The organism is Lactobacillus kullabergensis, from assembly GCF_003151025.1.
In the GTDB taxonomy this organism is placed as follows: domain Bacteria; phylum Bacillota; class Bacilli; order Lactobacillales; family Lactobacillaceae; genus Lactobacillus; species Lactobacillus kullabergensis.
In genome coordinates, this window is sequence record NZ_CP029477.1 from 185,339 (window position 1) to 203,631 (window position 18,293).

At 35.9% G+C, this 18,293-nt stretch carries 18 protein-coding genes; 15 read left to right on the forward strand and 3 right to left on the reverse strand.

Annotation, left to right across the window (positions count from 1 at the left end):
- The first annotated feature begins 57 nt into the window (after window positions 1-57).
- The 14 genes from DKL58_RS00890 to DKL58_RS00955 all read left to right on the forward strand — a co-directional run bounded on the left by DKL58_RS00890 (window position 58) and on the right by DKL58_RS00955 (window position 12,783).
- Window positions 58-1,143: a D-alanine--D-alanine ligase family protein gene (locus tag DKL58_RS00890; protein ID WP_045927421.1), complete on the forward strand. Its 1,086-nt coding sequence runs from the start codon at window positions 58-60 to the stop codon at window positions 1,141-1,143.
- Between the two features lie 26 nt (window positions 1,144-1,169).
- A complete protein-coding gene (locus tag DKL58_RS00895) occupies window positions 1,170-1,949 on the forward strand; it encodes a MerR family transcriptional regulator (RefSeq protein WP_034980808.1) in 780 nt (259 codons plus the stop codon).
- 133 nt (window positions 1,950-2,082) lie between these two features.
- Window positions 2,083-3,198, forward strand: a complete 1,116-nt coding sequence (locus DKL58_RS00900) for a YibE/F family protein (RefSeq protein ID WP_109585755.1) — start codon at window positions 2,083-2,085, stop codon at window positions 3,196-3,198.
- Window positions 3,195-3,965, forward strand: a complete 771-nt coding sequence (locus DKL58_RS00905) for a YibE/F family protein (protein WP_109585756.1) — start codon at window positions 3,195-3,197, stop codon at window positions 3,963-3,965. Before DKL58_RS00900 ends, DKL58_RS00905 begins: the two co-directional genes overlap by 4 nt.
- On the forward strand, window positions 3,952-4,770 hold the full coding sequence (locus tag DKL58_RS00910) for an alpha/beta hydrolase (RefSeq protein WP_109585757.1): 819 nt from the start codon (window positions 3,952-3,954) through the stop codon (window positions 4,768-4,770). The genes DKL58_RS00905 and DKL58_RS00910 overlap by 14 nt, the downstream gene beginning before the upstream one ends.
- Before the next feature lie 176 nt (window positions 4,771-4,946).
- Window positions 4,947-5,210, forward strand: coding sequence for a hypothetical protein (locus DKL58_RS00915; RefSeq protein ID WP_045927426.1), 264 nt, complete (start codon window positions 4,947-4,949; stop codon window positions 5,208-5,210).
- Between the two features lie 182 nt (window positions 5,211-5,392).
- A complete protein-coding gene (locus DKL58_RS00920) occupies window positions 5,393-5,926 on the forward strand; it encodes a hypothetical protein (RefSeq protein ID WP_109585758.1) in 534 nt (177 codons plus the stop codon).
- A gap of 125 nt (window positions 5,927-6,051) precedes the next feature.
- Window positions 6,052-8,601 carry a sigma 54-interacting transcriptional regulator gene (locus DKL58_RS00925; protein ID WP_109585759.1) on the forward strand — a complete coding sequence of 850 codons (2,550 nt, stop codon included), beginning with the start codon at window positions 6,052-6,054 and terminating at the stop codon, window positions 8,599-8,601.
- Between the two features lie 191 nt (window positions 8,602-8,792).
- Window positions 8,793-9,200, forward strand: coding sequence for a PTS sugar transporter subunit IIA (locus DKL58_RS00930; protein WP_109585760.1), 408 nt, complete (start codon window positions 8,793-8,795; stop codon window positions 9,198-9,200).
- Window positions 9,201-9,215: 15 nt separating this feature from the next.
- Window positions 9,216-9,680, forward strand: coding sequence for a PTS sugar transporter subunit IIB (locus DKL58_RS00935; protein ID WP_109585761.1), 465 nt, complete (start codon window positions 9,216-9,218; stop codon window positions 9,678-9,680).
- Between the two features lie 12 nt (window positions 9,681-9,692).
- Window positions 9,693-10,460, forward strand: coding sequence for a PTS mannose/fructose/sorbose/N-acetylgalactosamine transporter subunit IIC (locus DKL58_RS00940; RefSeq protein ID WP_109585762.1), 768 nt, complete (start codon window positions 9,693-9,695; stop codon window positions 10,458-10,460).
- On the forward strand, window positions 10,447-11,274 hold the full coding sequence (locus DKL58_RS00945) for a PTS system mannose/fructose/sorbose family transporter subunit IID (RefSeq protein ID WP_420812272.1): 828 nt from the start codon (window positions 10,447-10,449) through the stop codon (window positions 11,272-11,274). Before DKL58_RS00940 ends, DKL58_RS00945 begins: the two co-directional genes overlap by 14 nt.
- Window positions 11,275-11,285: 11 nt before the next feature.
- Window positions 11,286-12,191 (forward strand): serine hydrolase domain-containing protein, encoded by a 906-nt coding sequence (locus DKL58_RS00950; protein ID WP_109585764.1) that lies wholly within the window; start codon window positions 11,286-11,288, stop codon window positions 12,189-12,191.
- A gap of 106 nt (window positions 12,192-12,297) precedes the next feature.
- Window positions 12,298-12,783, forward strand: a complete 486-nt coding sequence (locus tag DKL58_RS00955; RefSeq protein ID WP_239386394.1) for a PTS sugar transporter subunit IIB — start codon at window positions 12,298-12,300, stop codon at window positions 12,781-12,783.
- A 105-nt stretch (window positions 12,784-12,888) separates the two neighbouring features.
- Here the strand turns inward: DKL58_RS00955 and DKL58_RS00960 are convergent, their stop codons facing one another.
- The 3 genes from DKL58_RS00960 to DKL58_RS09590 all read right to left on the reverse strand — a co-directional run bounded on the left by DKL58_RS00960 (window position 12,889) and on the right by DKL58_RS09590 (window position 15,430).
- Window positions 12,889-13,254 carry an aggregation-promoting factor C-terminal-like domain-containing protein gene (locus DKL58_RS00960; RefSeq protein ID WP_034980791.1) on the reverse strand — a complete coding sequence of 122 codons (366 nt, stop codon included), beginning with the start codon at window positions 13,252-13,254 and terminating at the stop codon, window positions 12,889-12,891.
- Window positions 13,255-13,433: 179 nt separating this feature from the next.
- On the reverse strand, window positions 13,434-14,414 hold the full coding sequence (locus DKL58_RS00965) for an SLAP domain-containing protein (protein WP_109585766.1): 981 nt from the start codon (window positions 14,412-14,414) through the stop codon (window positions 13,434-13,436).
- Window positions 14,415-14,434: 20 nt separating this feature from the next.
- Window positions 14,435-15,430, reverse strand: a complete 996-nt coding sequence (locus DKL58_RS09590) for an SLAP domain-containing protein (RefSeq protein ID WP_239386396.1) — start codon at window positions 15,428-15,430, stop codon at window positions 14,435-14,437.
- A 219-nt stretch (window positions 15,431-15,649) separates the two neighbouring features.
- Between DKL58_RS09590 and DKL58_RS00975 the strand changes: the two genes are divergently transcribed.
- Window positions 15,650-18,181 carry a M1 family metallopeptidase gene (locus DKL58_RS00975; protein ID WP_109585767.1) on the forward strand — a complete coding sequence of 844 codons (2,532 nt, stop codon included), beginning with the start codon at window positions 15,650-15,652 and terminating at the stop codon, window positions 18,179-18,181.
- The last annotated feature ends 112 nt before the right edge of the window (window positions 18,182-18,293 follow it).

Below are 18,293 nucleotides of genomic sequence, written 5' to 3' on the forward strand. Positions count from 1 at the left end.
CGGGTTTTTCTTGCCGTATAATTAAAAGTTAGAAACAATGACTAAGAGGTAAAAATAATGACTAAGAAAACACAAGTTGGTTTAATTTTTGGCGGTAATTCATCTGAATACGAAGTCTCAATTATGTCTGGCCACAACATTTATAATGCGATCGATCAAGATAAGTTTGACGTCCACCCAATTTGGATTACCAATGACGGCTATTTGGCCAGTGAAGAAGACTCTTTTAAAGTCTTAAAGGATCCAAGATATACTATTGAGAATCCGCATGAAGTAGCCAACATTTCAAATTTAATTCAACTAAAGAATTTACCGGAAATTGATGTTTTCTTTCCGATTGTTCACGGCAATTTAGGTGAAGACGGTTGTCTGCAAGGACTGTTCAGAATCTTAAACAAGCCCTTTGTTGGTGACGATGTCCTGGCTTCTGCCGTGACCATGGATAAGGAATTTACCAAGATTTTAGCACAGCGAGTTGGTGTTCCTGTAGCTGATTGGATCGCAATTAAGCGTTTTGAATATGAAGATGCTAATAATGCTAAACGTGATTATGACAAAGTGAGTGCAAAACTGGGCAGTGATCTTTTTGTTAAGCCGTCAAATCAAGGCTCTTCAGTTGGTGTTCATCATGTGACTAATAAAAAAGAATTTGATGAGGCTCTGGCTGATGCTTTTAGATACGATGATAAGGTCTTAATTGAAGAAACCATTCACGGTACAGAAGTTGAAACTGCTGTTTTAGGTAATGATAAGCCGATTGTTTCCGGTGTAGGACAAATCATTAATGCGGCAGGTACTTTTTACAGTTATGAAAATAAATATGATGATGATTCAACTACTACTTTGCAAATTCCTGCTAAATTACCTCAAGAAATTGTAGATAAGGTTAGAGCGAACGCCTTAAAAGTTTATCAAGTCACAGAATGCAGTGGCTTAGCCCGTGTAGATTCTACTTTGCGTGAAAGTGATCATAAAGTAATCTTAACGGAAGTTAATGCCTTGCCCGGGTTTACTAATATTAGTATGTATCCCAAACTTTTTGAAGAGGCAGGAATTTCTTATTCGGAATTAATTACCCGTTTGATTGTCAAAGCGCAGGAGCGTTTTGATCATAAGAAAAACTTGTTACACAAAATTGGTTAATTTGATTGTGCTGGGGAGTATATCTAATGAGTGAAGATAAGCATAATTTTGAAGAATTAACCGCGCCTTCTGCGACGGCTAAGAAATTGCACATTAGTGTTGCAACTTTACGTAAATATTCTTTAATTGTAGAAAAAGTTACTGGTAAACCGGATTACTATGCACGGACTAAGCAAAATGCGCGCTTATACAGTAAGCAGGATGTGCAGGATCTCGAAGATTTTCACCAATTAGCCCGGGATAATGGATTAACATTGCAAGAAGCCGCACAGCAGGTTTTTGCTGTTACTGACAAAAAAGACAAGCCTCAGCATATGGATAATGGTAAAAAGCAGGAGGTAATGTCTACTTCCCAGATGGTGAAATTACTGAATGCTTTGCAACAAACTATTGGTCAGCAAAATATAGCGCTGAGCAACTTGCAAAAGCAATTGAACCATATTGAAAAGCAGAATAAAGAGCTGCTCAAAAAACAAAAGCAATTACAGCAGCCTGCAGCTAAAAAAACTAGTGCTGAAGAAGATTTCAGCGTGTTACCGGATATTTCAGGAATTGTTACCGATAACGGTGATGACATAACTGATGTGCAGGAAATGCCAGAGACGAAGCCTCTAACCGCAGCCGAAAAACGGGCTCAGGTGGCGCAGGATGAAGGAAAATCAAGTGAACAGATGCATGAAGAGATTTTGGCCAAAGCTAAGGAAAATGCTGAAAAAAGTGCAAACGCCAATGCCCACCGCACGTTAGCGGATATGCAGATTGAACCGGAAAAAACACACTGGTGGCAGCGATTCTTAGATATGTAGGCACATAAAGAACGACTTTTGGTTAAAAGTCGTTTTTATAATATTTAAATTTTACAAATTTAGCTTAAAATTAATGTCTGATAACTGTTTTTAAGTTACAGTAGGTAAGTATAAATCGATTGGAATGATTTGATTGAAAAAAATTAAAAAGCGCTACTTATTTGCGGTGTTAATAGCAGTTGTGGGGTTAATTTTAACTACCTGCACCTATTTTGCAACAGATATTTATTCTAAAAACGATGTGGCTGTAATTACCGACAGTAAGATTAAGGATACTTTGGAAGAAAAAAGTACAGATGTTTATGGCAACAAGGATGAAACCAGAAAACAAGTTCTTCATTTAAAAGTCTTGTCTGGTAAGTTTAAAGGTCAAACCTACGAAACCACTAACATGTATTATCCATCACAGTTAGTTACCCAAAAGTTTCGTGCAGGTCAGCGATTATTTGTCAGTGTCAAACACGGTGAACCGGTTATTCAGGATCCTAAACGAGACTGGGTTTTGGTTTTGGCAATGACAGTAATGTCCACGCTGATGGTGGCAGTCTCAGGTAAAAAGTCGTTTAGTTTAATTGCATCGATGATACTCAGCTGGGTAATTTTCTACCTTGTGATTATGCTGGATATCAAGCTAAATGGCTCCTATATCGTTTTATTATTTGGCTTAGCCGATATTGTTTTTTCATTCTTTAGTTTATTAGTTGTCCAAGGCTTTAACCGCAAGATGCTAGCAACTTGGTTGGCAACAATTCTAGGCACTTTTGTTTCTTTTGCATTATGCTACTTAATTATGCGTTTGACAGGAGAATCGGAAATTAAATATGAAACAGGAGATTATGCTACTCAGGATCCTCGTGGCATCTTTTTAGCACAAACATTACTGGGAATTTTAGGAGCCGTGATGGACGAAGCCACCGATATTATTTCCAGTCTTTATGAATTGATCCAGACTAAGGTCGATTTAACTGCCAAGCAGTTAATTCAAAGCGGACGCACAATGGGACAAGAAATAATGGGACCACTGATTAACGTTTTGGTATTAATCTTTATGTCAGAAGAATTGCCAATGACGATTATCTATTTACGAGATAACAACAGCTTGCGTTCCACTTTTGGCTTTACCCTTTCCCTCGGTGTCACACAAAGTATCATTTCCGCAATTGGGATTGTTTTGACGGTGGTATTTGCCACGGGTTGCAGCCTGCTGTTTTTAGAAGAAAAAAAGCGGAAAGCGGGGATTAAAAAATGAGTACCTTAACTGCCTTACTAATTGTGCTTGCAATCTTGATGACTGTTGTTGGCGGTGAAACAGGGATTCGCAGTTTTTTTAGTGTTTTAATCAATACTTTCTTATTAATTTTAGTTGCTATTCTGATTTCCTGGGGGATTAATATTCCACTTCTGATTTTAATTTTTGTCCCGTTAAAACTGGTAACCATTATTTTCTTAGGAACGCATGATTATCAAGTTGCTAAAAACTCTTTTTATTCTTCACTAATTGTGTGCCTGGCAACTAGTGTAATAATTATGGGTTTTGAATGGTTGGCGCAAGCTGCTGGTCTTGGACCTGAAGCAGGTGAAATTTTGGTAGGATTGTCCCAGATGCCGGGGTTAAGCTATCCTTTAATTGCAGTTGCGGTAGCTATCTTTTCAACGCTGGGTGCTGTAGCCGAATCCGCTGTTGCTATGAGTTCAGGACTTTTAGAAATTAAAAAGCATAATCCAGAAATTTCGTATGAAGAGCTCAAGGCCAGTGGTGCTAAAATCGGCAACGATGTCCTAGGGACTGCTATGAATACCATTTTATTTGGGATGTTTGGCAGCTTTCTTTCATTATTCTTATGGTATATTCGCTTGAATTATACGTTAGGTGAGGTATTAAACGAAAAAATGTTTGTCAATGAGGCTTTGATTATAATGTACTCTCTAATTGGTGTATTATTAACAGTACCATTAGCAACAACCTTTTTAGCAAAAAACATGGTAAAAGTGGGGGAAGAAAATGAAAGTAAATGATTTAACGTTAACTAATTTTAACCAGCGCAAGTTCAATCTGCACACATACACCTTGGGTTCAATTGGTGAATTGGTAACTCCAAAACACCCTTTGGCGATAGTAGTTCCAGGTGGCAGTTTTGACCATTTGTCTAAAAGAGAGGGAGAGCCGGTTGCCCTGGCTTTCAATAATTGCGGCTTTAACAGTGTGGTCATGGAATACAACCTCGTGCAAGACGAAGGTGACATTTATCCGGATGCCGGGCTTGATGTCTTAAGCACTGTTAAATACTTTCGTGAGCATGCGCAAGACTATCAGATTGATCCAGATAAAATAGTCACAATCGGCTTCTCTGCTGGTGGCCACGTTGCCAGTTTTGCCAACAGTATGGCTAACTCTGCAAAATATCAAAAAGAGTTTGGTTTTAAAAGTGCGGAAGTTCTGCCTAATAAGACTATTTTGGGTTATCCTTTAATTAATCTGACTAAAATTGGCTTTGACATTCCAGAAGATGAACAAGATAAAGTACCCCAAGATGAATTTATTAAGGATAGTTCATTAGGTGTAACTGCAAATACTCCGGCAACTTTTATCTTCCATGCCTGGGATGATCCAGTTGTACTTGTAACTAATACGTTTGAATATGTGGAAGCCTTGCATAACAAGAAGGTTCCCTGTGAAGCCCATATATTCAATCGTGGTGGTCACGGCTTTTCTTTAGCTCGTAAAGATATGGTGGTTAAGGGTAGAGAATGGCAAGAGAATCCACACGCTGCCCACTGGTTCGAACTGGCACAGGAATGGCTGGCAAGTGAATGGCAATAAAAGGGGTACAGATGCTGTACTCCTTTTTGTTCGGGTTTTAGAAGATTTGATTATAAAATTATAATAATATTCATATTAGAAACAAAAAAATTAAATTATTTTAAGCAAAGGCCTTGCATTTATTTTTAAAGGGTATATAATGCTGGTATTTAAATCGAAAGAAAGGACATGATTTTTTGAAGTTAACGAAAATAAAAATTTTAACGGCAGTTAATGGCTTACTAACTCTAAGCAGTCTAATCATGTTATTCTTTGGATTATGCAATCAAGTTAATGAGTCAAAGAATCTGCTAGAAGAGGAACAGACAATTTCGCTGAACGATAATAATATGATTATTTTGGCAGCTGTAGTTGCTTTGATGGTCTTCGGCTATGCATTCTTTGCTACTTGGTTAAAAGGTGAACCCGCAAAGGCTCATTTATTAAGACACAGAGCGTAAGATGATTAGAAAAGCTGGGCTGTACTTCAATGGTTGAAGTGCAGCTCAGCTTTTTTTGTGTCTAAAATAATTCAGTTTTTATAATCTGGTATTTTAAATATTCAGTTGCTTGTTTAACCGAAGATATTTATGATAAACATAAGTATTTGCACAATTAAGAACAAAGAAAAGGAAAATAATTAATGTGTCAGATAGAAGATGAAGTCTATGATCCGTTTTTACCTACTTTACTAATTTCTCTGCATAAGGAGTATGTCAAAGAAATTTTAACGGGACAAAAAATAATTGAATACCGCAAGAGATTTTTTAAAGATAGTTTTCAAGCCTTTGTTTATACAACAGGCAATAATGGCGGAATTCAGTTATTTATCAAATGCGCCCCTTTGATTCGCAACAATGCGAAGGCATTAGCTCAGATAGGCCGAGAAATTCAAAATGATGATTATGACGAAATTTATGACTATTTTATGCCTAAAGATGATGGTTGTATTATTCCAATTTTAAAATCTTGTGCTGTTAAAAAGATTTCACTTAACCAGTTGCGCACTGTTTTGCCCCAGATTGTTATTCCGCAAAGCTACCTGTTTTTAGACCGGCCTGATAAAAAAGACTTGCTCAACTTTTTATTAAAGCAGGAATATGATGATTTAATTGTTAACGAGTGGGATGAACGCTTTGCAAAAATTAAGAAAATAGTTGAAGAGAATAAAAAATAAAAGTTATTTTAGCTAATGCTTTGGTATACTAATGCACAATTGCAATTAATTATTTATAATAAGCATAAATTTGTGGATGTAAATAGTGCTTAAAAAATTAAATAGTGTTCAAAAAGGGAGAACATATGAAAGCAATAGAGCATTTATATAGATTTTTGAAAGAAGATAAAAGTGAAAAGCTAACTACTTCACAGATTGCTGCCAAAATAGGTTTAAGTAGAAGTGTTGTAAGTGGATACTTGGCTCAACTATATAAAAAACAGTTAGTTGAAAAATACGGGACTCGGCCTGTTTATTGGAGAATTAAAGAAAAGCCTAGTGCCTTCAGTCAAATTATTGGCTATAATGGCAGTTTAAAAAAAGCAATTAGTGCACTTAAACAGGCTATATTGTATCCGCCCAATGGTTTACCAATACTGATTACTGGATCAAGTGGAACGGGAAAGAGCTTGATGGCTAAAAAGACTTATCAAGAAGCAGTAGAGCTTGGAAAAGTAAAGAATAAAGGCAAGTTTGTCACTTTGAATACTGCAGATTACGCTAATAATCCTGAACTACTGTCGTCCGTTTTATTTGGATACAAAAAAGGAGCTTTTACAGGTGCTGAAGAAGATAAATTAGGACTTCTGGACAAAGCCGATAATGGATATCTCTTTTTAGATGAAGTACACCGCTTATCAAAATCAGATCAAGAAAAACTATTTTCTCTTTTTGATAATGGGACGTTTTATCCTCTAGGTGAAGTGAATCAGCCTCATAAGGTAAATATAAAATTAATATTCGCTACAACTGAAAATTTGGACAAGTATTTACTAAAAACATTTTTGCGTAGAATACCATTACATATCGTTTTACCTGATTTTATTGATCGTCCGATTATAGAAAGAATTGCGATTGCTATTCAATGCTTCAAACATGAAGCAGTAGAAACTCAGCGTAGATTTTTAGTACCAGATGAGCTATTAGTAAATTTATCCAGCCAAAGTTTTCCAGGAAATATTGGCTCATTAGAAAATAAAATAAAGCTTATTTGTTCACAAGGATATACTACTTCTCCTAAAAAAGAGACTATTCCAATAGAATATCCGTCTTCTCATAATTATCTAGTTCCAATTGATAGTGAATTTAATATTACTGAATTGTTACAAATGACTAATCATCTGGAAGATAGTCTGCAAAATCTTCAAAATGAGCTGATAGAAGCAATTTCTAAGGACTTTCCCATTAGTGACTGCAAGTTAATAATATTACGTGCACTTCGTTCTCTCTCACATCCCCTTAGTACCGATATGAAAGAATCAATTGGAAAAGATATTGGCAAAATTATTAAGACAACTATTACTGACAAATATGGTTTAAAACTTAAGTTAACTCAAAATGAATTTAAAGCGTTAATTTTTGCGTTTAGTTTAGCCAGCATCCAGGAACATAGTTTAAAACACACGAATGAATTAAAGAAACTTTTAGAGCAGAATTATCCGCGTTCGTTTTATGTTTATCAACAATTATTAGCTAAGATAAATCCTAAAGTTGCAGATAGTTATTATCTTTGGTTCCTACTGCTATTTGCTGATTTAATAGAAAAAGTAGAAGGTATTAATTATACTTGCATATTGCTGGCACACGGTGAGTCAACGGCAACAAGTATCCAAAAAATTGTCAACAGTCTGGCAGGAAATTATATTTTTGAGGCTTTTGATATGCCAATCGATGCCACTGTAGACAACATTAATAAGTGTGTAAAAGAATATTTACAAATCCAAAAAGCAAATGATCATGGAATCATTTTATTGTTTGATATGGGTTCTTTAAATCAGATGTTTGTTAAAATAAAACATTCTTCTAATAAGAAATTATTAGTGATTAATAATTTGACTACAGCTTCGGCACTTGATGTTGCTATTAGGGTGCAACGTGGAGAAACATTTAAAGAAATTACTGAAAAAGCAAAAAATTATGGGAACTATATGGGAGTCCAATATTTTGAAGGACTTTCAGATAAAGATAATATCATAGTTTCATGTTTATCGGGTGCCGGTATGTCACAAGCAATTAAAGATATTATAAATAAAACTCTATCAACCAATAAACAAATTATAACGATGGACTATCGAAAGTTGCGTGAACTCATTGATAATAACGATAAAAGCTTTTTTAAAAATACACAATTAATTATCACTACTACAGATTTTAATATCAATCTAGATCTGCCCTTAATTAATATATACAATATATTGGATCAGAAGGGTTTTGCAGATCTAAAAAATTATTTATTAAATTCAGGAGAAAAAAGCAAAAATGTAGATAATTTACTTGAAAGATTTTTAAAGTTTCTCACAATTCAGGGTATAAAAGAAAGGCTGCAGTTTCTCAATCCCAATACTGTCATTAATGAAGTCCAAACTGTGGTGGCTAAATATCAAACATACTATGGTGTAAAGTTTAGTGGCAAAATTAAGTTAAATCTATACATGCATCTTTCTTTAATGATTGAAAGAATTTTACTGAGTGAAAGTAAAGAAAAAAGCAATGATATAATTTTTAAAAATGATAAGGAAAAAGAATTTGCTTCTATTTCGAGTACAATATTTAAACCAATTGAAATGAAGTACAATATCAAAATTAATAAATTTGAAATTTCATTAATTTTTGAGCTGTTAGAAGACTATCTTTAAAGTAGGTAGTGCTTAAGGGAAACTTAAGCACTATTTTTATTTTGTTGATTTATGGGCAATCCATAGGCTTGGCATTGTTTTTGCTAGTAGTAAAGTGAAAAGGAAAGGGGGAGGAAGAGTAAACAGGTGAAAAATTATTTATTAGTAAAGCTTTGTTATATTAGACATTTTCTAAAGAAAGGCACAAGTAAGTGAAAATATATTTATTAAGTCATGGAAAATTAGCAAGTGGGATGAAAAATACAATTGAATTACTGGCAGGAGAACAGCCTAACCTAATTGCTTTTGATTCGTATTTGCCAAATGGTCCAGATCTAACAGAGTTTTTGCAGAAATTGGCTCAAGAAAAGGAACAGTTTATTGTAGTGACTGACTTACTTGGTGGCAGTGTAAATCGTCTGGCACTTGAAAAATTAGTTTCAAAAAATATTTATTTAATTAGTGGGATGAATACCGCTTTGGTTTTGAGTTTGGTTTTGCTGGATACTAAATGTACTGTTGATCAAATTCAGAAACTAGTAAATACAAGTAAAGATACTGTTCGCCTTCTTTTGCCAAGTAAAAATTCTGCCGTGAATGAAACTGAGGAAGATTTTTAAAGGAGAAGTAGATAAATGATTTTATTATTACGAGTTGATCACCGTTTATTACATGGGCAGGTAGTTTTTTCTTGGTGTTCTCAATTACAACCAAATTGTATTTTAATTGCAGATGATGAAGTAGTTAAAGACGACTTGCGCAAATCCACTTTGCGGTTAGGAAAACCTCAAGGGGTAAAGTTGGTATTCAAAAGCGTAAATGATGCAATTGAGGCAATCAATTCGGGCAAAACTGACAAATACCGGTTGCTGATTGTTGTACCAACGATTGAAACTGCTGTGATATTAGCAAAAAAAGTGCCTCAAATTACCGCTATCAATTTGGGAGGAACAAAGGCCTTACCAGGAACTCATCCGTTATCGAAAATGGTAAATGTAACAGAACATGATGAGCAAATTCTTAGAGAAATATCTTCAGCGGGTAAGGAGGTTAATATTCAAGCAGTCCCGAGTGATCCTAAGAAGATTTTATTTAAATAGGAGGAGAAAGGAATGTTACAAGCATTTTTAATTTTTGTTGTAGCTTTTATCGGCTATCTAGAATGTGGCGTAGGTAATTCAATGATCCAAAGACCAATTGTAATGGGTCCTCTCGTTGGGTTGGTTCTTGGTGATTTACATACTGGATTAATTGTAGGAGCGACTTTAGAGCTTGCTTTTATGGGTAATATCACTATTGGCGCTGCTCTACCACCAGAAATAACAGCTGGGGGTATTTTAGGAACAGCTTTTGCAATTAAAACTGGTTCAGGCGCGGCAGCAGCCTTGGCACTGGCGATACCAATTGCTACTGTAGCTCTGTTATTGAAAAATTTTTATTATCTAACCGTGCGTGTTTTCTTCTTACATAAGTCTGATGATTATGCAGCTAAAGGCGATGTAGCTGGCGTTGATAGAATGCATATGATTAGTTTCCTGTCATATGACATATTAATGTCTCTAATTTTAGCTATTTGTTTTTATGAAGGTAGTGGAGTTGTTAAATCATTTTTAGCAATTATTCCAAAATTTATTATCGACGGAATGAATATTGCCGCTGGCATATTACCGGCTCTTGGCTTTGCTCTCTTAGCAAGCATGCTTATTAATAAGAAGGTAGCGCCATATTTATTATTAGGTTTTGTTTTAGCAGCTTATCTAAAAGTTCCAGTATTAGGTGTTGCCTTAATAGGGATAGTTATAGTAGCTTTGAACATTGTTAATAGAAATACCAATCAACCTGCTTCAATTAATATGGAGGATAATGATGATGACTTCTGATACAAACAAAAAGAAATTAACCAAACACGATATTAATAAGATCTTTTGGAGATCTTTTACAATTAACGCAGCTTTTAACTATGAACGGCAAATGAGTCAAGGGGTACAATATGCTTTAGGTCCAGCTTTGAAAAAGCTCTATCCGGAAAAAGATCGGTTAGCTGCAGCATTGAAAAGACACGCTGAATTCTTCAATACTACGCCAATGCTCGGGCCATTCGTTTTCGGTATTACTGCAGCAATGGAAGAAGAAAATGCAAATGATCCTGATTTTGATGAATCATCTATTAACTCGGTTAAAGCTTCTCTTATGGGTCCACTTGCTGGAATAGGGGATTCTGTCTTTTGGGGTACTTTGCGGCCACTCGCTGGAGGAATTGCATGTTCATTAGCATTAACAGGTAATTTGTTTGCACCTATATTGTTCTTGCTAATTTTTAATATTCCAAATGTCTTAGTAAGGTACTATGGTGTTCATTGGGGATATCAGTCAGGTATGAAAGCTCTGAATAAATTTGAAAAAATGGGCATCACCGATAAGGTATTTCAAGGAGCTGCTACTTTAGGATTGTTAGTTATTGGAGCTATGATAGCCTCAATGGTTACAGTAAAAACAGGCTTAACTATTGGTACGGGCAAATCTGCTATCAAATTGATGTCGGTTTTAGACGGTATAATGCCCGATATGTTGGGAGCGATTGCAACAGGTATTGTTTATTGGGCAATTAAAAAGGGCCATAAAGTAAATACTATTCTGCTTTGGATAATATTAATAAGCGTTGTAGCAGCGTTCTTTGGTATTTTACAAGCATAAGGGGGCTAATCATGACAGTTTTAAATGATTTTTTGCAATATAGCCAAATTAAACATTATCGAATTATCAACGCTCAAATATATCAAAATGACCAGTTAATTGCTGAAAAAAGGGCAGTAGATCCAATTACACGTTTAAATGTCTACTCTGTTTCGAAGAGTATAACTTCTATCGGTGTAGGACTGGCTTGCCAGGAAAACTTACTGAAATTAACAGCTCCAATTTATCAATTTTTTCCGCAGATAAATTTTTCTTTACTTGATCCCAACATTAAAAAAGTTACAATACGAGATTTATTAACAATGACTGCTGGTCTGAAAGATCCACTGTTTTTTGCAGATGATCCCGAACGCTATCAGGTAAAAGACTGGATTCGGTATTATTTTACTCATGCAGAATTTGTACATGAACCAGGAAAAGACTTTTTATATTCTACTTTTAATAGCTACATTCTTAGTTGTATTGTTGAATCTGCCACTGGAGCTACTCTGGTCAATTATCTAAAGCCACGCTTTTTTGAACCAATAGGCATAGGTAACCCAGATTGGCTGAGTTGCCCAATGGGGCATACAATGGGTGCACATTCTCTGATGCTCACAATTGATGAAATGTCAAAAATAGGATTGTTTTTATTGCATAAAGGAAAATGGCAAGGTAAGCAAATACTTAATTCACAGTATTTGGAAGCTGCTACAAGTAATCAGGTACCAGATGCTAAGGGCAGAACCCACTTTGGCTATGGTTATCAGTATTGGATTAATCCTGATTACCGGTCTTTTCGAGCTGATGGCAAATTAGGTCAATTCATTATAGTATTGCCGCAAAATCAATTAGTTGTTAGCATTCAATCTCTTGAACAAAAAAAGCTATTTCCTGAGGTCTGGGAACATTTAATACAACCGTTGGTTAAAGGTTAATTTGACAATTTTTTAATAACGTCTTATTGTTAGCAAAAGCTATCTAATAGACGTTTTTTGTTGGGGTTATAGGTTTGAGAAGAAAGTGTATTTTTAGATGATCAAAATGCTAAGAATTGACGAGCGTTTAATTCATGGACAAGTTGCAATGGTTTGGTCTAAGGCATTGGGTATAAAGAGGATTTTGGTTGCCAATGACAAAGCCGCTAATAATTATCTGCAAACAATATCTATGAAATTAGCTGTACCCTCAAATATTAGATTCGATTTACAAAATCTGTCTAAATCAATTAAATTTCTTGACAGTCCTAAATCTGAATCTCAGGTCATAATGGTAGTAGTAGAAAACTTTAAAGATGCACTAAGCATTGCTCAAAATGTACCAAAAATTGATGTAATTAATATTGGTAATTATGGTCTTTTATCAGTAAATAAGCACAATAATAAGCAAAAGCAACTGGATACTTGTGTCAAAGTGGATGATATAGATCTTGAATATATCAAGCAAATAATAAAATTGCCATTTCAATTTGTTTCTCAGTTAACTCCCAACTCATCCAAAAAAGATATCAAAAAAATGAAAATAAATTAACAACTGTGTAAAACTTAAATCATTGAATTACCACAAATAAAAACGCAACCTAGCAATTAGTTAGGTTGCGTTTTTTAATGGGATAATGCATTAAAGAGATATTTATTAATACCAGTGGTGGGCTAACCAAAAGTTCTTGGCGTTAACCCATGAACCATAACGACCGTAAACGTATGTGTCAGCAGTTCTTTCTTGGTTCTTTTTAGAGTAATTACCGTTTAGGTAAGCAATGTTAAGTTGGTATTTACCATAACAAACACCATTGCGTGCGTAATAATTACCACCTGATTCACGCATGGCAATCCATCTCTTAGCTGCGCGTTCAGCTTTTGACTTCTTACGAGCGGCTTGTACTGTTTGTGTACACGAATTATTATTGTTTGTTTCTATATTTATAGCAGTGACAAAACTAAATGAAAGCGCCAGTGCTGTAATTAACTTAAGTATTAAACTTTTACTGTTCTTCAATATATTTCAATCCCCACAATTAACTATATTAATTCTATGGATAATAATACACAGTCAATGTGTCATTGTTGTTACAGAAAGAACACGCAACTCTTACAATATTTTTTAAAAATTTAATAATTTTGCCACTATTGAAAAATAAAAGCAGCCTAACTATAGTAGTAGTCTGCTTTATTTAAATTTTACTTTTTTACAACATTGACGGCGCGAATATAGCGATTTTTAGCAATGCGGTAGTATTTTTTGTCTTTAATGCGGTAGGTCTTGCCGTTAATCTTGACATATGAGCCTTTCTTAATTAACTTCTTGGATACACGTTTACCCTTGTGAGTATAGCGGTAAGATGCCTTACGCAATCTTACTACTCGTGACTTAGAAGTGCTTGAAGTGGAAGGTTTAGCGGTGCTATTTGATGAATTAGAATTACCTGCATTATTAGAACTTGTATCACCACTTACGAGGTGACCGGTTTTCTTGTAATTAGCAACTGCATCATTAATCTCTTTGGCAAGAGCATCGACAGTTGATTGTGGAACACCCATGGCTTTAGCTGCAAAATATCTATTATTGATTGTGTCACCCCATTTATTATCTTGAGCTGACATATGTTTCCAATCATAATGATTGCCTATATATTTGTCGAATGCTTTATTTAATTCGTCAACATTTGCCACTGGCACATCAGGATTATTACTATCTACAGGATGAAAATCACGAGATGCAAGGTCTGTCTTGTCGAAAGTACTTTCAACGATATCAGTGCCAAAACTATCTACGTCAGGGTCGTCAATTTCTTGCCAATCCTCTAAATTAACATAAGCCTCGGCAATATCACCGCCGCCAAATTGGGTAATACCTATTGGGGATGAGGTGATACTTAATGATAGTGCAAATGGTAGCGCAGGGTAGGAAAGCTTACTAGGCTTAGTAAGGTTCCCCATGTATCTTGCAACTTTGGTGCCAGCAGGATAGACCCTACCGGAAGGTCCTTTTAAAGCATATTTGAGCGTGCCGTATTGAATCCAGTTATTAAAGCCTTTATGGTTGGGTGTAGCATTGATAGTGTGGACAGTGTCACTAACGATAACAGCTGCGCCAACGGTAGTTAGAGCCACACCGCAAAAAGCAATTGCTAATTTTTGGCATAGTTTATTCTTCTTCATTTTTTCACTCCTTATAATTATTATTTAGCAACGTTGACCTTACGGATGTACCGGTTTTTGCCAATACGGTAGTATTTTTTGCCTTTAATGCGGTAGGTCTTGCCGTTAATCTTGACATATGAACCTTTCTTGAGCAGTTTCTTAGATACACGTTTACCCTTGTGAGTATAGCGGTAAGATGCTTTACGCAATCTTACTACTCGTGACTTAGATTTCTTGGAAGTAGATGAGCCAGATGAATTAGTGTTGCCACTAGTTGATCCGCCATTACTGTTAGAAGAATTAGATGAGCCAGAGTTGCTGTTATTGCCAGAATCTGAATTACCACTTACGAGGTGACCAGTCTTTTTGTAGTTAGCAAGAGCATCATTGATTTCTTTAGTTAAAGCATCAACAGTTGATTGTGAAACCTCCATAGCTTTAGCTGCCAAATAGCGATCTGTAAAGTTATAGACAACATTACGATCTTTACCTGAAGAAGGTAACTTGCTAGAAACCTTTGTTAACTCATGATATGCTACTTCAAGGCTATCAGTATTTGCACATGGAACATCAGGATTGCTACTATCAACAGGGTGAAAATCACTCGATTTCAAATCAGTATAATCTTCGGTATTTTGTACTAATACAGTATAATCTGATGGATAATCAATTTCATGCCAATCTTCATAATTAACATAAGCCTCAGCAATTTGTCCGCCACCAACGTCTTGTAACAGTTGGTTGCCAGGAATACCACCAATAACAAGTGTTAAATAGAATGGTTCACTTGGAAGAGAAGTTGGTGGAATATTGTCGTTACTGAGTTCACGTACTACTTTAGTACCAGCAGGATAAACTCGACCAGATGGTCCTTTTAAAGCGTACTTTAAAGTACCGTATTGCAACCAAACTTTGGTTCCTTGATGATTAGCAGAAACAGTTTGAACATTGTCAAAATTAAAGACTGCTGCCATTGGTGCAGCCAGACTTAACGCGGCAATTGTCGCAAAGATTATGCGTTTATTCTTTTTCATTCTTTACTCCTTATAATAAAAAATTAATTGTTTCACAGGCAGAAAGGCACCTAACCGAACTGGGAGTAAAATGCTATCTTTTTCAATCAGTATACTACACAAAAGTACCGTAATGGTAATTATTATGTGAAAAGCAAGTCTTAGCTGCAATTAAATTTTAATGTTATTTCCATATATGTCTGTTAAAATTGATAATAACTATTATTTTAGGAGGTAAATATGGCTGCTAAACATTTTTATGAAACTTTTCACCCTGAACACTATGATTTGTTCATAGACATTAATCGGGCACAGAAAACTATTAACGGTACTTCAACAATGACAGGTGAGGCACTTGAAAATACTATTTTAATTAATCAGAAGTATATGAAAATTGCTTCTGTTACCAGTGCAGGCAAGGATGTGCCATTCACTGTCAATGAGGACAAAGAAGCAATTGCTATTGAACTGGGTCAAACCGGCAAAGTCACAGTTGAGATTAAGTATTCTGCACCGCTGACTGATTCTATGATGGGAATTTATCCGTCATACTATCAAGTTGATGGTGTTCAAAAACAGATTATCGGTACTCAATTTGAAACAACTGCTGCACGTCAGGCTTTCCCCTGTGTTGATGAGCCGGAAGCCAAGGCCACTTTTTCTTTAGCACTTAAGTATGATGAGCATGAAGGTGAAACTACGATTGCCAACATGCCAGAAGTTAAAGTTGAAGATGGTGTGCACTACTTCGAGCAAACCGTTAGAATGTCCAGCTACTTGATTGCCTTTGCTTTTGGTGAATTACAATCAAAGATCACCGAAACCAAAGACGGCGTTAAAGTAGGAGTTTTTGCGACTAAAGCACATCAAGCTAAGGAATTAGACTTTGCTTTGGATATCGCAAAAAGGGCAATTGAATTTTACGAAGAATTTTACCAAACCAAGTACCCGCTGCCACATTCTTGGCAATTGGCGCTGCCTGACTTTTCTGCCGGAGCAATGGAAAACTGGGGCTTAGTCACATACCGTGAAGTCGCAATTTTGCTTGATCCTGATAATGCTACTCCTTATCAAAAGGCGTATGTAGCAACTGTCATCACTCACGAATTAGCGCACCAATGGTTTGGTGATTTGGTTACTATGAAGTGGTGGGACGACTTATGGCTCAATGAGAGTTTTGCCAATATGATGGAATATGTTTCAGTTGATGCTTTGGAGCCGAGTTGGCATGTTTGGGATAATCTTTACCAAATTTCGGAAGTGCCAGCAGCTTTAAAACGTGATGCCACTGATGGTGTCCAATCCGTTCACGTTGATGTGGAACATCCAGCTGATATTGATTCGATTTTTGATAGTGCAATTGTTTACGCTAAAGGTTCAAGGATGCTGGTTATGGTACGAGCACTCTTAGGAGATGATGCTTTGCGTAAGGGCCTTAAGTACTACTTCGAGCAACACCAATATGGCAACGCTACGGGTGATGACTTATGGAATGCTCTTTCGACTGCCACCGATTTAGATATTGGTAAAATCATGCATACTTGGCTTGATCAACCTGGTTACCCTGTAGTTTCCGCAAAAGTGAATTCAGCTGGTCATCTGGTTTTGAGCCAAAAGCAGTTCTTCGTTGGTGAAGGCAAAGAAGTTGGGCGCAAGTGGGCTATTCCTTTGAACGCAAACTTTGAGGCACCGCAGATTATGTCTGAACGAGAACTGGATCTGGGAGATTACCAAGAATTACGCAGTGCAGCTGGTCACGCTTTGCGTGTAAACGTAGGCAATAGTTCACACTTTATTGTCAATTATGATGAAACCTTGATGAACGATATTATGGCTGAATTTAAGCAGCTTAAACCGGTAGATCAGTTGCAATTATTGCAAGATTTGGGACTTTTAGCAGAAGGTAAGCAAATTTCATACGCTGAAATTGTACCGTTGCTGCCGAAATTTGCGGATTCTAAATCATACATTGTCATTAGTGCCTTGTTATCTAGTATCCGTTCATTATTTAAATTTGTTACACCTGATTCAGCTCAAGAAAAAGATTTGAAGGCATTTGTTAATAAATTAGCCCAAAAGCAAGTTGAACGTTTAGGCTGGCAAGAAAAAGATTCTAATACAGATGATGATAAGAGGATTCGACCACTAGAAATAGCCTTAGCTTTGTATGCCGAAAATCCTGCTGTGATAAAAGATGGTCACCAAATTTTTGTTGAGCACGATCAAAACTTAAACGAAATTGATGCTTCAGTTCGGCCGTATGTTTTAATGAATGAAGTTAGGAATTATAATGAACCAGGATTAGTTGATCGTTTGCTGAAAGAATATCAAGCTGCCATCGATCCTAACTATAAGGACGATCTTACTGATGCTATTACCAACACCAAGAATCCATCTGAAATCAAGAAACTTATTGAGAATTTTGAGAATGCTGCAGTCGTTAAGCCACAAGATTTGCGTTCTTGGTTTGCGAATGTCTTGGCTAATCCAAAAGGCGAACAATTTGCTTGGGACTGGTTACGGGACCAATGGTCATGGCTGGAAAAAACAGTCGGTGGTGATATGGAATTTACCACTTATATTACTGTGGCTTCAAACATTTTCCATACTGAAAAGAGACTGGAAGAATTCAAAGAATTCTTTGAGCCAAAGGTTGATCAGCCGGGTCTTGGTCGTGAGATCAGAATGGATACCAAGAATATCGAGTCCAAGGTTGACGTGATTAATGCTGAAAAGGATGCTGTCAATCAGGCTGTTAAGGAAGCTTTATAAGTAAAAATTATTTAATATTTAAAATTGCAAAACCTGTTAACTAAAGCGAGTGTGAACTTGATATTAAGTTAACAGGTTTTTGCATAACAAAAAGGACAAGTTTTTTAAATTT